Source organism: Kribbella antiqua (genome assembly GCF_004345665.1).
GTDB classification, from domain to species: domain Bacteria; phylum Actinomycetota; class Actinomycetes; order Propionibacteriales; family Kribbellaceae; genus Kribbella; species Kribbella antiqua.
In genome coordinates this window covers 277307-299409 of record NZ_SLWR01000012.1, presented here as the reverse complement: position 1 = coordinate 299409, position 22103 = coordinate 277307, and the positions used below count along the sequence as shown (strand labels likewise).

At 69.3% G+C, this 22103-nt stretch carries 17 protein-coding genes; 9 read left to right on the top strand and 8 right to left on the bottom strand.

Features of this window, described 5'->3' with window-relative positions; translation table 11 throughout:
• The first annotated feature begins 29 nt into the window (after positions 1 to 29).
• From EV646_RS31685 to EV646_RS31665, 5 genes are all read left to right on the top strand, one after another.
• Complete coding sequence (locus EV646_RS31685; RefSeq protein ID WP_158291064.1) at positions 30 to 1643, top strand: AfsR/SARP family transcriptional regulator; 1614 nt, start codon at positions 30 to 32, stop codon at positions 1641 to 1643.
• Complete coding sequence (locus EV646_RS31680) at positions 1640 to 2890, top strand: hypothetical protein (protein ID WP_132155147.1); 1251 nt, start codon at positions 1640 to 1642, stop codon at positions 2888 to 2890. Before EV646_RS31685 ends, EV646_RS31680 begins: the two co-directional genes overlap by 4 nt.
• Positions 2887 to 3528 carry a helix-turn-helix transcriptional regulator gene (locus EV646_RS31675; RefSeq protein ID WP_132155145.1) on the top strand — a complete coding sequence of 214 codons (642 nt, stop codon included), beginning with the start codon at positions 2887 to 2889 and terminating at the stop codon, positions 3526 to 3528. Before EV646_RS31680 ends, EV646_RS31675 begins: the two co-directional genes overlap by 4 nt.
• On the top strand, positions 3528 to 5162 hold the full coding sequence (locus EV646_RS31670) for a right-handed parallel beta-helix repeat-containing protein (RefSeq protein ID WP_132155143.1): 1635 nt from the start codon (positions 3528 to 3530) through the stop codon (positions 5160 to 5162). Before EV646_RS31675 ends, EV646_RS31670 begins: the two co-directional genes overlap by 1 nt.
• Before the next feature lie 93 nt (positions 5163 to 5255).
• Entirely contained in the window at positions 5256 to 6077 is an 822-nt protein-coding gene (locus EV646_RS31665; protein ID WP_132155141.1) for an SAM-dependent methyltransferase, read from the top strand.
• Positions 6078 to 6083: 6 nt separating this feature from the next.
• Here the strand turns inward: EV646_RS31665 and EV646_RS31660 are convergent, their stop codons facing one another.
• Genes EV646_RS31660 through EV646_RS31645 form a run of 4 tightly spaced genes read right to left on the bottom strand, consistent with a single transcriptional unit; the run spans position 6084 to position 10935 of the window.
• Entirely contained in the window at positions 6084 to 8336 is a 2253-nt protein-coding gene (locus EV646_RS31660; protein WP_132155139.1) for a fibronectin type III domain-containing protein, read from the bottom strand.
• A gap of 46 nt (positions 8337 to 8382) precedes the next feature.
• Positions 8383 to 9717: a serine/threonine protein kinase gene (locus EV646_RS31655; RefSeq protein ID WP_158291063.1), complete on the bottom strand. Its 1335-nt coding sequence runs from the start codon at positions 9715 to 9717 to the stop codon at positions 8383 to 8385.
• Between the two features lie 13 nt (positions 9718 to 9730).
• Complete coding sequence (locus EV646_RS31650; protein WP_132155135.1) at positions 9731 to 10318, bottom strand: hypothetical protein; 588 nt, start codon at positions 10316 to 10318, stop codon at positions 9731 to 9733.
• The gene (locus tag EV646_RS31645; protein WP_132155133.1) at positions 10315 to 10935 is read right to left on the bottom strand and encodes a hypothetical protein; all 621 of its coding nucleotides are present in this window, start codon (positions 10933 to 10935) and stop codon (positions 10315 to 10317) included. The genes EV646_RS31650 and EV646_RS31645 overlap by 4 nt, the downstream gene beginning before the upstream one ends.
• A gap of 144 nt (positions 10936 to 11079) precedes the next feature.
• On the opposite strand from EV646_RS31645, the gene eccD reads away from it, so the two are divergent.
• Both eccD and eccB read left to right on the top strand, forming a co-directional pair.
• The gene (gene eccD / locus EV646_RS31640) at positions 11080 to 12462 is read left to right on the top strand and encodes a type VII secretion integral membrane protein EccD (protein ID WP_132155131.1); all 1383 of its coding nucleotides are present in this window, start codon (positions 11080 to 11082) and stop codon (positions 12460 to 12462) included.
• A 1-nt stretch (position 12463) separates the two neighbouring features.
• Complete coding sequence (gene eccB, locus EV646_RS31635; RefSeq protein ID WP_132155129.1) at positions 12464 to 13885, top strand: type VII secretion protein EccB; 1422 nt, start codon at positions 12464 to 12466, stop codon at positions 13883 to 13885.
• 86 nt (positions 13886 to 13971) lie between these two features.
• On the opposite strand, the gene EV646_RS31630 is transcribed toward eccB, so the two are convergent.
• From EV646_RS31630 to eccCa, 3 genes are read right to left on the bottom strand one after another with little or no spacing between them, the layout of a single operon-like run.
• Complete coding sequence (locus EV646_RS31630; protein WP_132155127.1) at positions 13972 to 15519, bottom strand: hypothetical protein; 1548 nt, start codon at positions 15517 to 15519, stop codon at positions 13972 to 13974.
• Positions 15519 to 15866, bottom strand: a complete 348-nt coding sequence (locus EV646_RS31625; protein ID WP_132155125.1) for a hypothetical protein — start codon at positions 15864 to 15866, stop codon at positions 15519 to 15521. Before EV646_RS31625 ends, EV646_RS31630 begins: the two co-directional genes overlap by 1 nt.
• 31 nt (positions 15867 to 15897) lie before the next feature.
• The gene (gene eccCa, locus EV646_RS31620; protein WP_132155123.1) at positions 15898 to 19857 is read right to left on the bottom strand and encodes a type VII secretion protein EccCa; all 3960 of its coding nucleotides are present in this window, start codon (positions 19855 to 19857) and stop codon (positions 15898 to 15900) included.
• Between the two features lie 154 nt (positions 19858 to 20011).
• On the opposite strand from eccCa, the gene EV646_RS31615 reads away from it, so the two are divergent.
• Positions 20012 to 20332, top strand: a complete 321-nt coding sequence (locus EV646_RS31615) for a hypothetical protein (protein WP_132155121.1) — start codon at positions 20012 to 20014, stop codon at positions 20330 to 20332.
• Between the two features lie 50 nt (positions 20333 to 20382).
• Entirely contained in the window at positions 20383 to 20694 is a 312-nt protein-coding gene (locus EV646_RS31610) for a hypothetical protein (protein ID WP_132155119.1), read from the top strand.
• A gap of 59 nt (positions 20695 to 20753) precedes the next feature.
• On the opposite strand, the gene mycP is transcribed toward EV646_RS31610, so the two are convergent.
• Positions 20754 to 22061 (bottom strand): type VII secretion-associated serine protease mycosin, encoded by a 1308-nt coding sequence (gene mycP / locus EV646_RS31605; RefSeq protein ID WP_241996451.1) that lies wholly within the window; start codon positions 22059 to 22061, stop codon positions 20754 to 20756.
• Positions 22062 to 22103: the final 42 nt, after the last annotated feature.

The following is a 22103-nucleotide window of genomic DNA, read 5'->3' as shown; positions in this document are numbered from 1 at the left end:
TGTCATCGTCAACCCGGATCGTATGTGTCATGAACGGTCACTCAGCGCTTCCATCGGTCCGGAACGCGGCCCAGCCGTGTGGAGGCCTCGCCTTCCGGGTGCTGGGCCCGCTCGAGGTCGACGGCCCGGACGGACGCCCGCTCGATGTCTGCGGCGGCAAGCCCGCCACCGTGCTCACGCTGCTCGTGCTGCACCGCAATGCCTGGGTCAGCACCGAGCAGCTGATCGACGCCGTCTGGGCCGGCCGCGACATCCCGGCCTCGGCGCAGAACAATCTGAAGACATACGTCTGGCAGCTCCGCCGGGCGCTCCCGGACGAGCGGATCGAGAGCCGCCCGGGCGCCTACCGAGTCCGCGTGCTGCCAGGCGAGCTCGACGCCGACGTCGCGGCCGGCCTCTGCGACGAGGCCCGTTCACTGCTGACCGACGGCTCGCCTTTGGAGGCGGTTGCAGTCGTTGAGCGCGCGCTCAGCCTCTGGCGTGGATGCCCGTACGACGGTCTGACCGTCGACGCGACCTCAGCCGTGGACCGGCTCACCGAGCTGCACCGGACCCTCCGCGAGGACCTGGCCGACGCGCAGCTCGCACTTGGCCGGCCCGCCGCGGCAATCGCCGTACTGCGGTCTCTCACTGAGGAAGAGCCGCTGCGCGAACTGGCGTGGGCGCGGCTGATGGCGGCGTACCGGCAGACGGGTCGTCGTCACGACGCGCTCGCGGCGTATCAGCGCGCGCGTACCGCGCTTGTTCGCGATCTTGGGATCGAGCCGGGGGCTGAGTTGACCGCGTTGCACCAGGAGATCCTGAGCGAGGAGGCACCGAAGCTGGTGCCTCCTCCGCTGAGCTCGAACCTGCCGCCGCGGATCCCCGGCTTCGTCGGCCGCGCCCACGAGCTGCGGACGCTGCAGGGCGCGACCGGGGTGGTCACCATCGACGGCATGCCGGGCATCGGCAAGACCGCCTTCGCCCTCGAGGTCGCCGCCGCATCCGGTCACGAGACTCAGCACTACGTCGATGTCAGCTCGTCAGTGCAGTTGCCGCCGGCAACTGGATTGCTGATCCTGGACAACGTCGACCACGCCGACCAGGTACGACGTCTGCTGCCGAACAACCCGGACGCACTGGTCCTGCTGATCAGCCGGCACCGCCTGACCGGACTCGACCGCTCCGGCGCGATCACTCTCGACGTACTCGCGTCCGATGAGGCTGAGCGGCTCACCGACATCGATCAGGTGTTGCGCTGGTGCGAGGGACACCCGGGCGCCATCCGGCACCTGGTCGAGCGGATGCGCAACCGGAAGCCGTGGACAGTGAGGCGGATGGCGGCGCAGCTCGACGACCCGGCGGCCCGGTGTCGTGCGCTCGCAGACGTACTCGCGCCTTTCGACGTCGCGTACGACGGGCTGCCGGGACCGGTCCAGCGGTTCTACCGGCGGATCGGTGCGACACCTCAGTTCGACCTCGGTCGGGCGGCCCGGCTCGCGGGGATGAGCCAGCAGGAGGTGGAGCCGATGGTCGACCTGCTGATGGATCTCAACCTGGTTGCCGAGCCGGCGCCCGGCCGGTTTGCCCTTCTCCCGGTGGCGCGCGACCACGCTCGCCAGTTGCTGCTCGCCACTGAATCGAAAGCCGAGCTGGTCGCATGAGGCCGCACGCCGCGGCCGCATCCGCGCCTCAGCAAGAGGTCGCCTACGCGCCGACCGCCCGCGCGGTCCCGCAGGCGACAGCGGTCGGAATGCCTCTCGCCCAGCCGCGTCGACAGTTGCCCTCGGCACCTGTTTCGGCGACGCCTCCGGCTGCACCCATTGAGCGGCTGAGTCTCGTCGAGCGACCGCCCGCGCCCGAGCCGACGGTCGACACCGTCGAGCGGCCGGACCGGGCGATCCGGGTTGGTCAGATTGTCTGCTGGCAGTTCGCCGTGGTCACCGTCGGTGCTGCGACCGCAGGCTCGCGGACGGCGCTGATCCTCACGTCGCTCGCGGCGGTCTCGCTCGTGCTGCTCACCGCTGTCCGGATCCGTGGGCTGTGGTTGTACCGCTGGGTGGGCGTCCTGCTCGTCTTCCTGGCCCGCCGGCGCCGGATCGACCTGGGCGACGACATCGCGGTCAACCTGGTCAGTGCGTTGTACGGACGGACCTCGACCGGCGAGGTCGTCGTACGGGAGCAGCCGTACGGACTGCTGAGCCGACCGGCCGGGGCCAGCGTTGCTGTCAGGCTTGGCGCGCACCAGTTGCTCCCAGAGCTTGGTTCGTTGGCGGACTCGGCCGATGAGCAGCCGGTGAGTGTCGGCGTCCAGCTGATAGTGCACACCGGCGTCAAGCAGAACCAGCCGCCGCGCGCGTGGATCGCCGTCGGCGCCGAGCGGACGGCGGACATCGCCACCGACGAGCAGCTCCGCCAGGTTCTCGCGAACACGGTCCGCCGGCTGGTTCGCCGGTTCGACCGTGAGCAGGTCGAGTGCATGCCGCTGGACGAGACCGACGTACTGGCGTCCATCGGCGCACTGGCGCACGCGAACGCCGGCCGTGGCCGGATCCACGAACGCTGGTCGACCTGGTCCTGCGGTCCGGTGCAGCAGCTGTGCGTCCGGCTGACCGGATCCGCATCATTGCCTGCAGCAACTTTACGGATGCTCGTCGACACCTTGCTCGGCACCGGAACCGGCGCCGCTCAGACCCTCGCTGTCACGGTGACGGCTTCCGTCGATCACCCTTCGCCCATCCGCCATGACGCCGTACTGCGGCTGGCCGCTTCACACCCGGCCACCCTCGATGCGGCCTGTTCCGTCCTGACCACGCTGGCCCGGTCCTTCGGGGTCGAGCCCGAGCGCCTCGACGGCCGGCACGCCACCGGCCTTGCCGCCACGCTACCTCTGGGGGTTCCACTTTCATGACTGTCACCATGCTGAACCGCGGCTTCCACCAGATTCCCGCCCACGGCGGCATCGCCGAGCTGCTCTCGTCCGCCCAGGACGAAGTGATCGCGATGAGCAACCTCACCCCAGCCGGCCCGGCCTTCGGGCCGCGCGACGTCCGCCCGGGCCTGCGCTACCGGGCGATCTACCCCGATACTGCGCGGACCGCGCCGAACGCCTGCCGGCACCTGGGCGCGATGTCGGTCGCCGGAGTCGCGGTCCGGACGATGCCTTATATCCCGATGAACGCGCTCGTGATCGACGGCTCGATCGCGGTTCTGCCGGCCGACACGACGAACGGCAGCGTCGCCGTACTGCGGCTCAGCAGCGTCGTCACCAACGCCATCGAGCTCTTCGAGCGGATCTGGCCGGACGCCGTACCGCTGGCCGACAGCGACCTCCCGGACGACACCGACCTGTCGCTTCGCGAGCAGGAGATGCTGCGCCTGCTCGCACTCGGCGCGACCGACGAGGTAGCCGCTGCGCAGCTCGGCATCTCGGTCCGCACCGTACGGCGGATGGTCGCGCAGATCATGCACCGGCTCGGAGCGCGCAGCCGCTTCCAGGCCGGAGTCAAGGCCGCCGACCGCGGATGGCTGCTGGAGCGGGCCAGCTGATGAGAACCCTCACCGTCGCACCGGATCGTCCCGGCGCCTATCCGACCATCGGCTCCGCACTGCTCGAGGCGCCCGACGGAGCCGCGATCGCGATCGCCGCCGGGACCTACGCCGAAACGCTCGAGCTGACCGGCCGCTCGGTCACCCTCCAGGCCGAGCCCGGTGCGACGGTGATCCTCGACGGTTCCGGCGCCGACTGGCCGACCGTGCGCGCCGTCGACGGCTCGTTGACTTTGAGCGGGCTGGAGGTACGGGCGCTCGAGGGCGTCGCCATCTCTGTCGACCGTACGACGCTGACGGTTGAGCAATGTGTCGTCGCCGGCCGGACGCGTCCGGCGATCAGCGTGCACGCGAGTACGGCGTTCACCATCGACCGCTGCACGGTGACGGGTGCCGAGACCGGCATCGTCGTCGAGGGCGCCGGCGGACGGATCCTGGACACCACGATCCGGGAGATCTCCGGCGACGGGATAGTCGTTGCCCTAGGCGCCGATCCGCTGATCCGCGGCTGCACTGTGACGACGTGCGGCGGACGCGGCATCTACATCTATCAGTACAGCCGTCCGGAGGTGACCGACACCGAGATTGCCCAGACCGGCACCGAGGGGATCGGTGTCGCCCACGGCAGTACGCCGGTCCTCCGGCGAGTCACCGTGCACGACACTCGCGGGTCAGGCATCACCTTCGCGCCTGGATGCGGCGGAACCGTCGAAGGACATCGGCTGACGAACACCGCGCAGCCGGCACTGCTGCTCACCGAGGGCGCCGCGGTCGAGGTGATCGAGGAGAGTGTGGCGCGGGTCGCCGAGGGCGGGCCGGTGGACGACCTGCTCGCCGAGCTCGACGAGATGGTCGGGCTGCCCGGGGTGAAAGCGGAAGTCCGTGCGCTGGTGGACGAGATCCAGGTCGACGAATGGCGTCGTACGGCGGGACTGTCGGTCGGCGCGGTCAGCCATCACCTGATCTTCGCCGGTGCGCCGGGGACCGGGAAGACGACCATCGCCCGGTTGTATGGGAAGCTGCTGAAGGCGCTCGGCGTGCTGCCCAACGGCGGGTTCACCGAGGTGTCACGACGCGACCTGGTCGGGCAATACATCGGCCACACCGCGGAGAAGACGACGACGGTGTTCGAGAAATCCCTCGGCGGGGTGCTGTTCATCGACGAGGCCTACACGCTGTCCCGGTCGGCCGGGAACGCCGGCGACTTCGGCCAGGAGGCGATCGACGCGCTGGTGAAGCTGATGGAGGACCACCGCGACGAGATCGCGATCATCGTCGCCGGCTACACCGCCGAGATGAGCGACTTCCTCGACGCCAACCCCGGCCTCGCGTCCCGCTTCTCGAAGACCATCGAGTTCGAGAACTACAGCGCCGAGGAGCTGCTGCTGATCACCGACCGGATGGTCGCCGGCGGCGACTACCTGCTCGACCCGGCCGCCGGTCCGCCGCTCACGTCGTACTTCGACCGGATCGCCCACGGCGCCAACTTCGGCAACGCCCGCGAAGCCCGCCGGCTGGTCGAAGGCATGCGCAAGGCGCAGTCCCAGCGGCTCCGAGCGCTGGGCCGGATGCCGACCACCGAAGAACTCCGCTACCTGCTCCCGGACGACGTACTCGCGGCCTCCGCCGGCTGACCGCAACCGACGCTCCGGACCCGGTGACAGTGACTCGCGGGTATCGCATAGAGTGACGCGTGTTGCACCAGGTGGATCGGAAGGGTTGCCGCGATGGCCGACGAAGACGCGCAGGTTGAGGCCCGCTTCCCGGGCTGGTTCGACAAGAGCAAGCCGAGTATCGCGCGTACGTACGACTATCTGCTCGGCGGCAAGGACAACTTCGCCGTCGACCGGGCGCTGGCCGACAAGTTCATCCACGACCTGCCCGGCTCTAGGCAGATCGCGTACGACAACCGGGGCGCGCTGGTCCGGGCGATCCGCGAGCTGGTCACGAACGGGCGGATCAAGCAGTTCATCGACCTCGGCAGCGGCCTGCCGACCGCGGACAACGTGCACCAGGTCGCTCAGCGGCACAACCCGGACGCGAAGGTCGTGTACGTCGACAACGACCCGATCGTGCTCGCGCACGGCCGGGCGCTGCTGGCCGAGAACGCCAACACCACCGTGATCCAGGCCGACCTCCGCGAGCCGAAGGCGATCTACGACAACGACGACACGAAGCGGCTGATCGACTTCGAGCAGCCGGTCGCGGTGATCATGAGCGCGATCCTGCACCACGTGAACGACGATGAGGACCCGGCCGGCCTGGTGCGCTTCTGGTACGACCGGATCCCGTCCGGCAGCTACGTCTTCATCAGCCACTTCCGCAGCGAGAACGACCCGCGCAGCGCGGAGATGCAGGCGCTGCTGCAGGGCTCACTCGGCCGCGGCCGCTGGCGCACCGACGAACAGATCCTCGCCCTCTACGGCGACGGCTTCACCGTCCTCGAGCCCGGCCTGGTCCCCGCCTACGCCTGGCGCAACCCCGACGAACCAGGCGACCCCACGGACTGGCAACGCCTCATCGCCGCCGTCCTCGCCGTCAAGAACTGATCCTGCTCAGCCGGACTTCCAGCGGAACTTGTTGGAGGTGTAGACGGTCTTGCCGTCGGTGGTTTCGACGGTGGCCCAGACGAGCTGGCCCAGGGCGCTGCAGGGGAAGCGGTCGTCGACCAGTAGGTGACCTTCGCTGTTCGTCTTGAGCGTCGCGCCTGGGTTGAAGTTGCCCCAGCCCGAGCTGTACGGCTTGATGACATAGTCGGTGTTCGGCGTCAGGTTCTCGATCCGGACCTGGAGGAACGCGCACACCGGCGGCTCGCACTTGTTGTATTCGGTGCCGGCGCCGCGGGACGCGACCACGCGCTTGGTGCGTTCCTCGTGGTCGACCGAGGCCGCGCTGAGGATCGCCTCCTTGCCGGTGATTGTGCTGCCGTCCGGTGCCTTGGTGATCGCCCGTACGGTGAACTCGTACATCCTGCCGTCGGTCAGCCCGGTCCAGGTGAGCTGCGTGCTGGTGGAGCTCCTCGTCCGGCCGCCCATGGAGACGTCGTACCGGAGGAAAGTGCCTTCGCCCATCGTGGGCTGATCCCAGGCCAGGGTGAGCCGGCCGCTGATGCCGTCGTCACTCACGAGCAGCTCGCGCGGTGACTCGGCCGGATCCCAGTCGAGCTCGACCCGGTTCGATCTGACGGCCGGGCCGGCGCCGACCCGGTTCACCGCCTGGACGGTGACGTAGTACCCGCTCTTCGAGGCGAGTTCCTGGATTGTCGCCGATCTCGCCGTACCGGCGACCGTCGTGGAGCCACCGCTCCAGCTCAGCCGGTACGACGTGATCGTCGCACCGTGCGGCGCCGCGGCCTTCCAGGTCACGGTGCCGCCCTGCTTCGCCAGCACTGAGCCTGGTGCGCCGGGAAGACCGGGTTTCGCGGTCGGCTGATTGGTCGGGGTCGACGTCTTCGGCTTCTCCGGTGTCCGCTTGTCAGGTTTCTTCGTCTCGCGGGTCGGTGGCGGTGTCGTCCGCGCCGGCGGCCGCTGCGTCTCTGTCGTCACCGGAGGCTGCACCGGCGGCTTCATCGGGGGAGGTGTGCTCGGCCGATGCGTAGGTGGAGTCTGCGTCGGCTTGGTAGTGGTCTTGCCGTCGCCGGGCTCGCCCGATCCCACTTCCACGGTCTTGGCGCGGCCGTCCTGGTCGACCACGACCACCCGGTCGCCCTTCGAGCTCTCGACGTACACCCGGGAATCGTCACCGCGGAACAGGTTCGGCTCGCGCTTGATCTGGTCCTTCTCGTCCTGGCTGGCGATCTTCTGGTACCCGACCTTGCCGTCGCGGTCCAGTGTCGCCAGCTCGGCGTTCTTCCGGTCCAGCAGCGCCAGCCCGTCGCCGGAGGAGGCGACCTTGTCGTACTTCCCCGGCTTGATCAGCGTCCTGGTCGGCTTGGTGTCGGCACCAGTGGGATCGACCAGCTGGACGACGCCCTGGCCGGGGTCGACGATCGCGAGCTTGCCGTCGACGTCGTTGCCGGCGACCAGGGCGTTGTCCGCTACGGCGACATCCGGAAGTTCGGTCTTGTTGCTGATGCCGTCGCCGGTCAGCGAGTAGACCTCCTGCGACGTGAGGTCGACGAAGACCGCCTTCGCGCCGATCGCGGTCAGTGCTCCCTTGTGCCGCTTCGGAACCGCAGCCGAGCAGGACAGCCGGTCGGCGGTGATCGGCAGCTGGCAGAGATCGCCGCGGCTGATCCGGTGGATCCACAATGTGCCGTCCGACGTCACCACCGGATCGCCGAGCGGCCCACCCGGGAATTCCGTCACGTCCCGGTCGCCGAACCGGATCACCCGGCCGGCCTTCTGGTAGACCGCGAAGGCGGCACCGCCGCCCTCGAGGCCGGTGGGCTGCTCGTTGAGCGGCACCTCGATGGGGTTCGTCACGGTCAGGTCCGACTTGCCGAACTGGTCGATCCGGTTCCTGGACAGCACGTAACCGTTCTTGTCGCTCTGGATCACCTGCGCCCCGGGCTGCCCGGTGCTCAGCCCCACCTCGGCGTCGACGGCCTTGGTCGCACCGTCCAGATGGAAGATCCGCCCGATCGAGCTGTTGTAGACCCAGTGACCGGACTGGGTGAACTTCATCCCGGAGTTCGCGCTGCCCGGGCCGGACAGCACGACCACGCTCGTCAGTGCGACACAACCTGCGACGACGGCGGCCAAGCCGACTCGGGCCTTCCGGCGTTCACGCTTGCCGGCGGCATCGGTCGTGTCGGTCGCGCTCGTACGTCGGGTGAGCCGCGCGGGGCGGAACGTGATCGGCTTCACCGCAACAGACTAGAGGACCAGGGTCCAGGACCGGTCCAGTTTCCGTCTATCGCTTGCAGGTAGCACCGCGGATGCCACGCATGTTGCTGCCGACGGGAACCGATGCGCCGTCGGTGCCCTGGATCTCGAAGCAGTACTTCAGTCCCGGACTGACCGGTACCGTAAAGGTGGTGCTGACGCCCGGGACGAGATGGGGTTGAGGTTTCTTCGCGCCCTGCTCGGCGACGATGACGGCGTACTTCGTCATCGTCTTCGGGAAGCTCCACGTCAGGACGACGGAGGTGCCTTTGTCCTGCGGGGGTTTCAGGTCGATCAGCTGGACGACGGGCGTCGTACTCGGAGCCGGAGTGCTCGCGACCGGAGGCGGTACGGCGGCCTCGTCGTCCTTGCCCGGTTGCACCATCACCGGCACGACCGCGACCAGGGCAACGGCCGAGCCGATCCCGATCAGCAGATTCCGCCGCGACTTCTTCGGCCCCTTGGCCTGTTTCGCCTTCTTTGTCACAGGTTTCGCCGAGACCGTTGCTATCGGCACGTTTCGTCCGGCGGCCAGCTCGTCGCGGAAGTCGTCGAAATCCAGCTCGTCCTCAACGGGGCCCTCGGCAAGCAATTTCTGGAACTCGGCCAGCGCTGCAGCGGCATCCGGCCGGGCGTCCGGGTCCTTCGCCATCATCCGCGTCAGCAGCCCGGTCAACGCCGGCGGCACATCCCGCCCCGACACCTCCGGCGGCGGCTCCCGCAACACCCGCAGTATGACGCCGTCCACCGGCTCGCCAGTGCGCAAGGGAAACGGCGGCTGCCCGGTCAACGCCAGATACAGTACGGCGCCGAGCCCGTAGACGTCGGCCTGTTCCGACAACTCACCGTCCCGCAGTACTTCGGGAGCCGTGTAGGCCGCGTCGCCCATCAAGTCCCGCGGGAACCGCAACCGCAACGCCAGACCGAAATCCGCGAGCGCCGGCTGACCGCTGGGCCGCTCGAGCACATTGCTCGGCGTCACCCCGCCATGCACCAGGCCCGCAGCATGCGCCTCGGCCAGCACCGAACTCAGGATCTGCGCCAGTACGACGACATCGCCGATCGGCAACGGCCCGGTCGCCACCAGGTCCGGCAGCGACTGCGGACAGAACTCCATCCGCAACCCGGTCCGCCCGTCCGGCAGCTCGTCGATCGACTCGACCCGCACGATCGACGACGCCGACCGCAGCCCGGCCAGCTTCGCCTGCTCGACCTCGATGGCGTTGTAGGTCCGCCGGTCCAGCGGCTGCGGATACACCTTCAGCACCGCGGTCCGGCCACCGGCCGGCGGCGCCATCAGGTACACCGACGCGACCGGCCCGGTGGCCCGCGGCACCAGCGATTCCAGGGAGATCTCAGCCATCAGAGTCATCTTGTCATCCGGCAACGTCCAGATACGCGCATCCGTGAGCGATCAGGAACCGGAGGTCCCCGAGGATCTCCGCGAGCGCGTCCACCGGCGACGCCTCCTGGCCGAGCTTCGCTGTCACGGTCGCGCGCACCTCGCAGCTGTGCCACACCGTCGGCGCCACCGAACCCCATTGCCACAACTCGTAGCAATCCGGATCAAGCACCGCAGCCGTCCCCAGCCCGGGAATCCCGACCGCATGCCCGTCCAGCCGGTCCGGCGCGTTGCCCAGCCCGACGAACAACACGTCCATCCGATGCCCCTGCGCGAACCGCGTGGCCATGATCGGGTTGTCCGCCACGACGGCCAGCAACCCGAGATCGGCGAGTGCGCCGACCTGGCTCGCCGCGTCCTCGACGCCTGCCTTCTCGCTTTGCTCGACGACATCCTGGACTGTCCACTGGCCCTTGCCCACCTCGGGCAGCCCGTGCGCCATCACCCAGACGCCGAATGCCTTCTCGTCGATCCGGTGCTGCTTCCACCCAACTCGGATGACCTGCGTCTGATCGTCCCTGACGCCGCCGTAATGGCCGACCGGAAACACCAGCGCGCTCACCGGATCCGCCGCCGGTCGAAGTAGGCCGCGCGTACACACAACAACCCATGAACCTGACCGAGCACGCCGCTCAACACCTGCCGCGCCTCCGTCTCCTCCGGACTCGTCACCCCAACCTGCCGAGCCACCATCGCCGCATCTTGACACCCCGTCCACAACTCCGGCGCCAGCTGAGCCCACGCCCACACGTCGTACAAAGCATTGGAAACCTGAGCAATCGGCTGGTTCAGCATCCCCACCGTCTGCATCCACGGCTGCTCCGGATCCGGCCCCAGCCCATGCAACAACGGAAACAACTGATGCTCCCGCGCGAACTCGACGGCGGCGTCCTCCTCCGGATCCACCGCCACCAGCAACCCGTCGGTGAGGAACCGCTCAACCGCCTCGTCGACCCCGTCGAGCCCGAGCTTCCCCGCCCGCTCCCGCAACGACTCCCGGGTCGGCCGATCCGCGTCATCCATCCCATGCGCGAGCAACCACACCGCAAACTCCCGATCCCCCAACTCCGCCACCTCAACCCCCACCCGAACCTGCTGCCGACGCTCATCCCCGTTGTCGGCATGAAGCACCCCAAGGTCATGCCCCACCGGAATCAGCAGTTCTCGATCGCTCGCCACGAGTGCTCCTTCTTTCGCCGTCCTCGTCAGGCTAGGCCGCCGCGTCCGGCGGTGCCGCCGGCGGCAGGAAGCTGTCGTCGACGTCGCAAAGATGCCTGACCACCGGAAGGTTGGACCACGACAGCTCAGAAGGAGAAGGGGCCGATGAACATCACAGGTCTGGTCCGGCTCACCGTCGCCGCCCCGCAGCGGCGCCTCGACCTCGCTCTGCCGGAACAGGCGTCCGTCGCCGAGGTGTTGCCGGGAGTCCTGGCCAAAGCCGGTGAACATCTCGCGGACGCGGGCGTTCCGGACGGCGGCTGGGTGCTGCGCCGCGCTGACGGCACCGAACTGACGCTGGGCCGCACCCTGGGCGCCCACCGGATCAGAGACGGCGAGATCCTCCATCTGGTCCCGCGCCGGCTCGACTGGCCCGAGCTCGAGTACGACGACTTGGTGGTCGCCGTGGCAGCGGGCTCGAGGCGGCTCGGCTCGGCCTGGACTGCCTGGCACACCAGGGTCGCGGGGCTGACTCTCGCGGGTGCCGGACTGCTGGCTGCGCTCTTCACCGTGCTTCGTGCCGGCGCGCCCTGGCCGCATCCGGCGGGGCGATTGCTGTTGCTGACCGTGCTGCTGCTGGGCGGGGCCGTCGCACTGTCCCGAGTGGTCGGCGACTCCGGCGCCGGAGCGCTGGTCGGCGGCCTCAGTCTGCCGTTCGCGGCTCTCGGTGGCGGGTTGCTCTTCGCGGGTACGGATTCCACTCCGGCGATCGGCGCACCACAGTTGCTGGCGGCATCGGCCGCCGTACTGGTGGTTGCCGTCGGCTCCTCTGTCGGCGTCGTCGACGGCGCGGCGTTCTTCGCGGGGGCGAGCAGTGCCGGTGTGCTCGGCGTGATCGGTGGCTGGATCGGTACGTCGGACTCGCTCGGCGGCGCCGACGTCTCGGCCATCGTCGGGCCGGCGGTGCTGGCCTTCTCGCCACTGCTCGGCCCGCTCGCGATCAAGGCCGGCCGGGTGCCGACGCCGATCCTGCCGCGGACCACGGCGGACCTGGTCCGCGACGATCCGCTGCCACCGCGGCGACAGGTGTACGGCGCCGTCGTCCGGGCGGACGCTCTGCTCACCGGCATGCTGGGTGGCCTGCTGGTGACCGAGTCGGTCTGTGTGATCCTGCTGCTGCGGGACCAGAGCCGGTCGGCAACGATCCTCGCCGGTCTCCTCACCGTCGGTTGCCTGATCCGCTCGCGGCTCTATCCGATCGTGAAACAACGCCTGCTGTTGTTGATCCCGGGCCTGATCGGCGCCGCCGGTCTCGCCCTCGGTCCACTGTCGCGCGAGTACGCCGATCCGGTGCCGGTGGTGGTCCCGCTGGCGGCCGGTGTCACCGCGGCCGCGATCTTCCTCGGGCTGCGCTACAGCACCAAGCCACCCAGCCCGTACCTGAGCCGATACGCCGAGATCCTCGAGATCTTGGTGATATTGGCGCTGATCCCAGTCGCCTGCGCGGTGCTCGGTCTGTACGGCATCGTCCGCGGGATCGGGGGCTGAGATGGCAACCCGCAAGGACCAGTTGCAGTCGCATCAGTTCCTCGGTCAGCGGATGGTGTCCGCGTTGGTCACCAGGGAGTCCGATCCCGAGCAGCCACCCTTCCGCCGGCCGCTGGCGGCGGCCTTCGGTGGCGTGATCGTGGCGCTCCTGGTATTGGCCGGGGTCACTGTGTACGGGCTCGTCGTACCTGGTGGCAGCAAGGCGTGGCAGGCCGCGGATACGGTGGTCGTCGAAAAGGAGACCGGCACCCGGTACGTGTACCTGGACGGCCGGCTGCACCCGGTCACCAACTACGTGTCCGCACTGCTTGCCCTGGGCAAGAAAGGCACCACTCGGCAGGTGTCCGAGCGTTCGCTCCGTGGGGTACCGCGCGGGCCTCGGATCGGGATCCCGGACGCGCCCGACGCGCTGGCTCCGGCGAACCGGTTGCTGTCCGGCGCCTGGACGTTGTGTTCCCAGCCGGTGGTGAGCTCCTCGGGCGAACGGACCAGCGAGTCCGTCCTGATGGTCGGCGCCGGACCGTCGGTGGCGCAGCCACTCGGCGGCAAAGCCCTGCTGGTACAGGTGATCGAGAGCGGCGACCGGTACCTGATCATGAACGGTCTGCGGCACCGGATCACGGCCGACGCGGCCCTGGTCGGCCTGGCGCTTGGTGCGGAGCCGTGGGCCCGCGTCGGCGCCGCCTTCGTCGCCGCGCTCCCCGACGGACAACCGATCGCACCGATGAAGCCGGCCGCGATCGGGGCCCCGTCGACCGCGATCGACGGCCGGCCGACGACGAAGATCGGTCAGCTGTTCGTGGTCAAGACCTCCGGAGACGGGCTGCAGTACTACCTCGCCACCCGGGACCGGCTGCTGCCGATCTCCGCGCTGCAGTACGACGTGCAGCGCGCGTACGAACCGAGCACCGCGGCCTACGGCGGGAAAGGACCGACCGCGATCGAGATCAGCCTGATCTCGGTCGGTCGGTCGGACCCGGTCCCGGACGAGTCGGGGACCGGCGAGCTGCCGCGCACCCGGCCGGCGTTCGCGGATCCGAGCGGCGACACGAGTGCGGTCTGCGCGTCGTTCGGTCCTGGCCAGCGAACCCCGTCGATCACGATCAATGCCGGTCTGCCGGCCCGGGATCCGGTGATGATGACGCCGAAGCGCGGTCCGCTGGGTACGGCGCTGGCCGACCGGATCATCGTCCAGCCCGGCTCGGCCGCCGTGGTCGAGGCGATGCCGTCCAGCCGCGCACCCGCCGGCACGATCGTCCTGGTCACCGACATGGGCCGCGCGTACCCCCTCGGCGACCCCAAACTCCTCGACATCCTCGGGTACGGCGGCACGCGCCCCGTCCAACTCCCAGCCGAACTGATCACCCGCATCCCCGAAGGCCCCGGCCTCAACCCCGCCGACGCCACCCGCCCAGTCGCCTGACCCACAACGAACGCCCCGACGGCCGCCAGGCCCGTAACGAAAGATGTCCCCGGCCGCCTCGGCCGGGGACATCTTCTTTGTGCTGATCAGGTGGCCAGCCGGCGACTGCGCTGCGGGTCGGCTGCCGCGGCCCCGGGTGCGGCCTCCACGGTCCACAGCTCCTCGTCGAGGATCTCCAGAGTGTCCGGCCGGTCCTGCCGGGTCACGCTCTTCGCGGCCGGAACCGACGGGAACGCAGACCGCTGACCGGCCTTCCCGCGCAACCGGTCCGGGACTCCCGGGGTCGAGCCGGTGGCCCGGCCACGATCCCGTCCAGTCGGCCGGATCGCGCCCGTACCTGGCTTGCCACCCCGTCCGGCGCCGCCTGCGGCCGCCGCACCACCCATCGGCGGCATCATCGGTGGAATCCCGGACGAACCCTGCGCACTGCCACCGGCGGTGCCGGTGCCGACTCCACCCGGCAGGCTCGGTGCCCGCCCGGAGGATGCGACGTTCTCCGCCGTGCCGGTCTTCGCGACCGACGGAATCGGCTCGCCGACCTTGCCGATCGGCTTGATCCCGTCGAGCTTCGAGCTGCCGCCGCCGATCGAGCCGATACCGCCGCCGATCCCGCCGCCGATACCGCCGCCACCCGGCGGCCTACCGCCGGTGATACCGCGGCCGGGGTTGGCCGAAGGGATCGGTGTGATGGGGGTGAGCGGAGTCATCGGCGATCCGGGTGGGGTGTCGACCCCGCCGATCGGAGCCAGCGGAGTGACCGGTTTCGGCACCGTCTGCGTGCCTTGCAGCTCAGTCCCGCCCGGCACCGCGCCCGGCTGCTCGCCAGCCTGCTCACCGCCAGGTTGTTCGCCGCCTGGCTGTTCGCCGCCCGGTTGCTCACCGCCGGGTTGTTCGCCGCCTGGCTGCTCGCCGCCGGTCGGGCCGCCACTAGGCCCACCACTCGGCCCCCCACTCGGGCCGCTGGGTCCGCCGCCTGGAGTCCTGGCCAGCTGACCACCGCTGACATCACTGTGCGGGCCCAGCCATTCCATGCCGTTGGCCATGGACTGTGCCGCCCTTCCCACTGCCTGGTACCGCGCGCCGAGGTTGTCGAGATTCCCGCCCAACGTGATCAGAGCGGCGCTCGCCTCCCGCAGGGGTCCATCGTTGATCGCCAGGCCCTGGGCATAGCCTTCGGTGGAGAGAGCTTGGCTCTGCATCTGCTCGAGCTGGCGCGCCAATTGGCTGGCTTGGTCGGCGACCACTGGGATGTCGCGCATGATGGGATCGATCAGTGCGCCCAGGCTGCCGCTGGACGCCGACGGTCCACCGGCTTGCTGGCCGGTCAGCTGGGCCGACATCTGGGCGAGCGACCCGTGGCTCCGCGCCGCCGCCGTTTCGAACGTGTCAGCAACCACATCACTGCGCCAGTCTTGTCTGAGGGCTTGCGACGATTGCCAGAAGCTGGTTCCGACGGCGTCGATGGCCGTGGCCACGGTCGGCCATCGATCTCGCTCCGCCCGCAACCCGTCGAGTATCTGCCGCTCGCCATCCGCCAAGTTTCTGAAGGTCTGCGCGAGAGCGACGAGCTGGCCGAGGTTCGTACCAGCGTTCTGTGCTTGCTCCGCATACGTGGCGGGGGGTGCGTCTGCCATCAGTTGCCTCCCGGGGTGGCCTGGTCCGCGCGCTCGTAGGCGTTCAAGGTGCTTCCCAGTAGCCCGACAGTGACCTCCATGGTGTTGCGGGACTCGGCACCGATGGTCTTCAGAGCGCCGGAATAGGCCTGGAATCCGCGCATCGCCGTCATGATCTTGTCGGCGGCGCTGATATGCGCGGCGTTCAGCGCTGTCACCATCAGGTCCCTGCCGAAGATACCGCCGGCCGGGATCGAGCACGGCTTACGCATCTCGTCGGCGCCGTCTTCGAGTCGCCCTGCCTGTGTGTCGTACTGCCCGGCGGTGGCTTCGAACATCAGGATGTTGTTGATATCGATCTGTGCCATCGTGCTTCTCCTTTCTCGTGCTGGTTGGGGTTCAGGGGCTGGGTGGCAAGGTCAGCTGGATCAGCTGAGTCGTGCCTTGGCGGCTGATCAATCGGCCGCGGCCAGGGGGTAGTTGCTGTGGGCGCACGCCGCCGAGCAACGGGCCTTCCTCGCGGCTGCCGGACAGCTGCAGTCCGGGCGAGGCGATGTCGCGCAGCCGGGCCAGCACCGGCTCGAAGAAGCCCCGGGCGGCACCGCCGGTACGGCGGGCGACGACAAGACGCAATCCGATGTCGGACGCCTGCGGGATGAACGGCAGCAGCGGCATCAACGGGTGCCCCTCCGAGGTGGCGACGAGGTCGTAGTCGTCGATCAGCACGAAGAGGTCCGGCCCCTCCCACCACGACCTGTCCCGCAGCTGCGCGGCCGTCACCTCCGGCCCGGGGAGTCGTTCGGTCAGGGCTGCGCAGACGTCGTTCACGAGTGCGGCCGTCGCCTGGTGGTTGGTCCCGTATCCCAGCAAGTGCTCGCTCTCGACTCCGCCGAGCAGGCTGCGCCGGTGGTCGATTACCAGCAGCCGGGCCTGGTCCGGCGTGTAGGCCTCCTGGAGACGTCCGGCCAGCGTGCGGAGGAAGCCGCTCTTCCCGGCGGCGGTGTCGCCGAGCACGATGAAACAGGGATCGGCGGTGAAGTCCAGCCGGACGGGCGAGAGATCCCGCTCCACCACTCCGACGGCCAGGCCGCGCTCCGGATCGCTCTCGCCGTCCAGTTGCTCGTACGGCACTTCGCCGGGCAGCAACAGCACCCGCGGCGCAGTGTCACCGGTCCAGGCCGAGGCGATCTGCTCGACCAGCCGGCCGAGGCCGGCGGAGATGCGCTCGCCCGGATCGCCGGACAGCCTGGGTTCGGCGGACAGGAACTGGTGCTTGCTCGCCGTGATGCCACGACCGGGCGAGTCCTCCGGTACCAGCAATGCGGTCCGGCGATCCAGGAAGGAGTCGATCGGATCGCCGATCTTCAATTCCAGCTTGGTTCCGCACAGGTCGCGGACGTTCGTCCTGATGTCGAACCAGCGGGCCGCGCTGACCAGCAGGTGCACGCCGTACGCGAGACCGCGGGTGGCGATGTCGGCCAGGAACAGCTCGAGGTCCTCATAGTCGTTGCGGACCGTGAGCCAGCCGTCGACGACCAGGAACACGTCCCCGTGCGACGAGTCCGGCAGCGCGCCGGTGCGGCGGAGCTCACGGTAGGAGGCCATGCCGTCGATCCCCTGCTCGGCGAACTCGCGCTCGCGGGCGGCGATCAGGTTCATCATCTCCACGACAGTGCGCCGGACCGCGTTGGTGTCTTGCCGCCCCGCCACCCCGCCGACGTGCGGCAGGCCGCGCAACCCGGTCAGGACACCGCCGCCGAAGTCGAGGCAGTAGAACTGCACTTCAGCCGGTGTGTGGGTGAGAGCCAGCGACAGGATGGCCGAGGCGAGCAGCGTGCTCTTGCCGGTGTGCGGGCCGCCGACGATGGCGACGTGCCCGCCGCTGCCCGACAAGTCGAGCTGCAGCGGATCGCGCCGCTGTTCGAGCGGACGGTCGACGATGCCGGCGCGGGCGATCAGACTGCCGGCCAGGTTCGGCTCGCCCGCCACCAACCCTCGACCGGGTTCGTTCCGGGGCGGGCCGAGTAGGTCGCCCAAGGTCGGCGAATCGCCCAACGGGGGCAGCCAGATCTGGTACGCGGGATCGCCCCGACCGGTCATCTTCTCGACCAGGATGTCCATCAAGGTCTCGCCGACGCTCTCGTCGAACGCGTCGTCCGGCCGGGGCCGATCGGCTTCCTCGGACTCCGCCGGCGGGGCGACATACCCGCTGACGTAGTCATGCAGTTCCACCGAGTTGTCCGGTGCCAGCGGAAGCGCCCCGACGACCGGCCGCCGGTGTACCCCGGACACGTACGCCGAACGGAATCGGTCCATCTGCTCCGTACCGATCCGGAGGAAGCCATGACCAGGTGCCCGCGGCAACAGGAACGCGTCGTTCACGCCGAGCACCGTGCGGCTGTCCATGTCCGAGAAGGTCCGCAGTCCGATCCGGAAGGACAGGTGAGTCTCCAACCCGCGCATCCGGCCTTCGTCCAGCCGCTGGCTGGCGAGCAGCAGATGAACACCCAGCGACCGTCCGACCCGGCCGATCTGCACGAACATGTCGATGAAGTCGGGCCGGTCACTCAGCAGCTCGCTGAATTCGTCGCAGATCACCAGCAGGGTAGGCACTTCGGGCAGCGGCGCGCCGGCCACCCGTGCCTTCTCGTAGTCGCGCAGCGAGGCGAAGTTGCCCGCGGCCCGGAGCAGCTCCTGACGGCGGATCAGTTCACCGTTGATGGCGTCGGTCATCCGGTCGACCAGGTGCAGCTCGTCGGCCAGGTTGGTGATCGTCGCACTGGTGTGCGGCAGTTTGTCCAGCGTCGCGAACGTCGCGCCACCCTTGTAGTCGATCAGCGCGAAGTTCAGCGACCGGGGCGGATGGGCGATCGCCAGCGCCAGCACCAGCGTGCGCAGCAGTTCACTCTTGCCCGATCCGGTGGCACCGATCAGCAACCCATGCGGGCCCATGCCCTCCTGCGCCGACTCCTTCAGGTCGAGCTCGATCGGCAGCCCGTCGGCACGCAGGCCGAAGCGAACCCGGAGCCGGTCCCGGCTGGGTCGCTGGACCCAGGTCCGGGCCGGATCGAAGTCGTACGGATCGCCCAGTTCCAGCAGGTCTTCCAGGCCGAGATCGGCACTCAACGGCTGGTCGCCCTGCGCACCCACGGTCAGTCGCAGTGGCGCGAGTTGCCGGGCAAGACCTTCTGCGGCAACGGGGGAGAACTCGTCGGCGTGCCCGAGCCAGGCCTCGCCCTCGATCGTCTCGCTGGTCAGAGAGCCGTCGGGATCGACGTCGAGGACGATCGCGCTGGCGTCCAGCGAGCGCGGCGGTACGGTCGCCAGGTCGAGCACCGTGACGCCCTCGAGACCGCGGTCCGCGAGCAGATGGTCCGAGCCACTGGTGTCACCACCGGCGAGTACGACGACGAGCTGGGGCCCGGCGAACGTGTCACCGGCGGCGGGATCGAACCGTGGCCGGCCACCGAGCAGGTCGTCGAGCATCGCCTCGACCGCGGCGATGGCCGGAGCGATCAGCCGGACCGGGCCGAGTGCGTCGGTACGGTCCGGATGCAGGGCGTGCGGCAACCACTTCATCCAGTCCCAATCCGCCTGCTGATCCGCGCCGACGACGACTGCCACCCGCAGGTGGTCGGGTGCGTGCAGCGTCACCAGTTGCGCGAGCATCGCGCGGACCAGCCCGGCGGATCGGGCCTGATCGCCGGTGAAGTGGATCCGGGCGAAGCCGGTCACCGCGATCGCCAGCGGGAGATCGGCCACGAATGCGTAGGTGGACACGAAGCGCCGCAACGCCAACGCGGACAGGGGTTCCAGCCGTTCCAGCGGCTGCGTGTCCGGAGGTACGACGGCGACCGACGGGCTCTGCGGGCCGACGCCGATCCGGACGATCCCGAAGTCCTCGTCGTCGCGCCGCCGTTCCCATAACCGGTGGCTCGCCGCCAGCGCCCACAGACTCTCCGGCTCCGGGTGCAGGTAGTGCAGAGTGGTGCGCTGCTGGCCGACCGCTCGCGTCAACCGGGTCCGCTGCTGAGAGAGGTCGCGCAGGTAGCCGCGCCGGGCGTGCCCCATCTCGGCCTTGCCCGCACCCGAGCGCATGAAGACACTCGCCACGATCATGCCGGCCATCCCGATACCGAACAGCGAGTAGATCGCGATCCGGAGACCACCGCCGATGCTGCCCGAGAACAACAGCATCATCGCGCCCATCATCGCCACCATCGGCAGCACCATCAGCATCTGCGCCCACTGCCGGCCGCCCGGCTCCGGGACCTCCGGTGGCGCGGACAACACCAGTTCGCCGCCAGGCAGGTCCGGTGCCGGCCGCCGGTCCGGCCGCCGTACCACCATCGTCGCCATCACCGACCACCTCTCCTCGGGTTCACGCCCGATCGTGGACCGGCTGGGCGCGGTGCCGACGGCGATGGCAGGAACGTGCCGCGCCAGGGGTCCGGGAGGTTCTCGGCTCCTAGCGTGGAACGGCCAGACAACCAGCAAAGAAAGGAGTCAGCTGATGAGCGCACCTTGGCTCAACGTTGACGGAGAGGCTGTCCGCGCCATCCTCGGCCAGCGCGGGCTGCAGTACATGGACAACCAGTCGGCGAACCGGACCAGGACGCAAGCGAACGCTGCCGATCTGCCCAACGCACTGGGCAACACGTCGGCGTGCATGGCCTCGACGCGCAGTAGCGAGGTCATCGACCAGGGCGCCATGCGGAACGTGAACAGGGCCCAGACGATCTCCGACACCGGTATGCGGGTCGGCAACGACACCACCAACACCGTGGGCGTCGTGACCAGCTCGCTGACGCTGGGCGACGTCATGACGGCCTGAGAGTCAGGCCGGAACAACTCATTGCATCAGGCAACGAATAGGAGGCTCGGATGTCGGGCAAGTTCTACATGCATTTCGGGGAATACGAACGGAACATCGGAGAGCAGTACAGCTCTGCGAACGAAATGTCCCAGAACCTCGAGCTCTTCAGGTCCGATTTCGGTCGGCTGGAGGGCGAAGGTCTCTGGGACGACGCCCACAACCGGGAAGCCACCGGCGGGATCATCCATCATGCCAACCAGGTGGACGAGGTCTTCCAGACGGCGACCTACCACGCCAACAAGAGCGACCAATCCTTGGGCGAGGGTGAGCATCTGAGTCAGCGCACCGGTGTGGCGGTCAATGCATTGATGGATCTCTGACCGGTCCGGATACGACGAAACGCTCGGCTGGGATGTCCCGGCCGAGCGTTTCTTCGCTGTCAGGAGCGCTGGCTGAACAGGTGTTCCGGCAACGGATCGGCCGGGTCGTGTGGGGCCGGCCGGCGGACGATCGACGTACGACCGGCCCGCCAGCGGCGCCGGCGTCCGGCGGCGAGCAGCCCACCGGTCACCGTCACGATCAGGGCGGCTCCGACCGCCATGCTGGTCACTCCGCGAGCCTCGGCTGCGGCGTCGCGCCACCACGCCCGGGTTGCCAGCAGTTGCTGGTCCGGTGGCGGCATGGTTGCTCGCGGGAGCGTTCTCGCCGACCCGGCCAGCCCTTCGGTGACTGCGCGGTACGGATCGACGATGCCGGCGCCGTACTCCGGACTGCCGCTCCCGCCGCGGGCCGGGGTGGCGGTCGCGCGGAGGCGCTGGATGACCTGTGCGGCGGTGAGTTTCGGCCAGGCCGCACGGACCAGGGCAGCCGTCGCCGAGACGAACGGTGTTGCGAAGCTGGTGCCGCTGACGTACTGGTGACCGGTCCGGCGGGTGGCCGCGAGTACGCCCTCGCCCGGCGCGACCAGATCGACGTACGGGCCGGTCTGAGAATTGCTTGCCCGGGCTCCGGAGATGTCGATGGCGCCGACGCCCAGTACGCCGGGATAGGCCGCCGGATATGAGGGCAGCGGGCCGGCATCGTCAGCCTGCCGGTTACCGGCCGCCGCGACGACCACCACGTCCTTGCGGACCGCGTAGGCGATCGCCTGCCGAACCTGCTTCTGGTCCTCGCCACCGGACATCGACAGGTTGATCACCCGGGCGCCCTGGTCGACCGCGTAGATGATGCCGCGGGCAAGGATCGCCTGATCGATCACCCGGCCTTGGCCCGAGTCGCCGGTCTCCCGGTCGGTCACCCGGACCGGCAGGATCCGGGCCCCCGGGGCGATCCCGTGAAAGCCGATCCCGGCGGCCGGATCGGCGGCGATGATGCTCGCCACCGCGGTGCCGTGGGAGATGCAGTCGTAGTTGCCCGGGAGTTTGCCGACCAGGAAGAAGTCGCGGCCGGGCAGCACCTTGCCGGGCCGGTGCAACTGCGGATGGTCGGCGTCGACGCCGGAGTCGACCACCGCCACGGTGACGCCGGCACCGGTGCTGTGCGGCCAGGCCCGTTCGGCGCCGAGCAGATCCTGGGCCCAGGGCAACGGCCGGACCACCGAACGGCCCGGTTCCGGGTTGCTGCAGGCACCCCGCGGCGGTGTCGCGACCGCAGGTGCGGCCGGCAGACAGCAGCCGATCAGCGCCGCCGCGACTATGGCCAAACCGGCGTTCCTGAGCTGCCCGCGGGTACCACCTCGTCCATCCACACCCACGATCCTTTCCGGCTCCGCGTCGTGGCCCGGCCGCCT

Coding starts and splice junctions, on each gene's coding strand:
- EV646_RS31655 (WP_158291063.1), bottom strand. CDS start 9,717: ATGGCTGAGATCTCCCTGGAATCGCTGGTGCCGCGGGCCACCGGGCCG.
- EV646_RS31670 (WP_132155143.1), top strand. CDS start 3,528: ATGAGAACCCTCACCGTCGCACCGGATCGTCCCGGCGCCTATCCGACC.
- eccD (WP_132155131.1), top strand. CDS start 11,080: ATGAACATCACAGGTCTGGTCCGGCTCACCGTCGCCGCCCCGCAGCGG.
- EV646_RS31630 (WP_132155127.1), bottom strand. CDS start 15,519: ATGGCAGACGCACCCCCCGCCACGTATGCGGAGCAAGCACAGAACGCT.
- EV646_RS31610 (WP_132155119.1), top strand. CDS start 20,383: ATGTCGGGCAAGTTCTACATGCATTTCGGGGAATACGAACGGAACATC.
- EV646_RS31675 (WP_132155145.1), top strand. CDS start 2,887: ATGACTGTCACCATGCTGAACCGCGGCTTCCACCAGATTCCCGCCCAC.
- EV646_RS31625 (WP_132155125.1), bottom strand. CDS start 15,866: ATGGCACAGATCGATATCAACAACATCCTGATGTTCGAAGCCACCGCC.
- EV646_RS31680 (WP_132155147.1), top strand. CDS start 1,640: ATGAGGCCGCACGCCGCGGCCGCATCCGCGCCTCAGCAAGAGGTCGCC.
- eccB (WP_132155129.1), top strand. CDS start 12,464: ATGGCAACCCGCAAGGACCAGTTGCAGTCGCATCAGTTCCTCGGTCAG.
- EV646_RS31685 (WP_158291064.1), top strand. CDS start 30: ATGAACGGTCACTCAGCGCTTCCATCGGTCCGGAACGCGGCCCAGCCG.
- EV646_RS31665 (WP_132155141.1), top strand. CDS start 5,256: ATGGCCGACGAAGACGCGCAGGTTGAGGCCCGCTTCCCGGGCTGGTTC.
- eccCa (WP_132155123.1), bottom strand. CDS start 19,857: ATGGCGACGATGGTGGTACGGCGGCCGGACCGGCGGCCGGCACCGGAC.
- EV646_RS31615 (WP_132155121.1), top strand. CDS start 20,012: ATGAGCGCACCTTGGCTCAACGTTGACGGAGAGGCTGTCCGCGCCATC.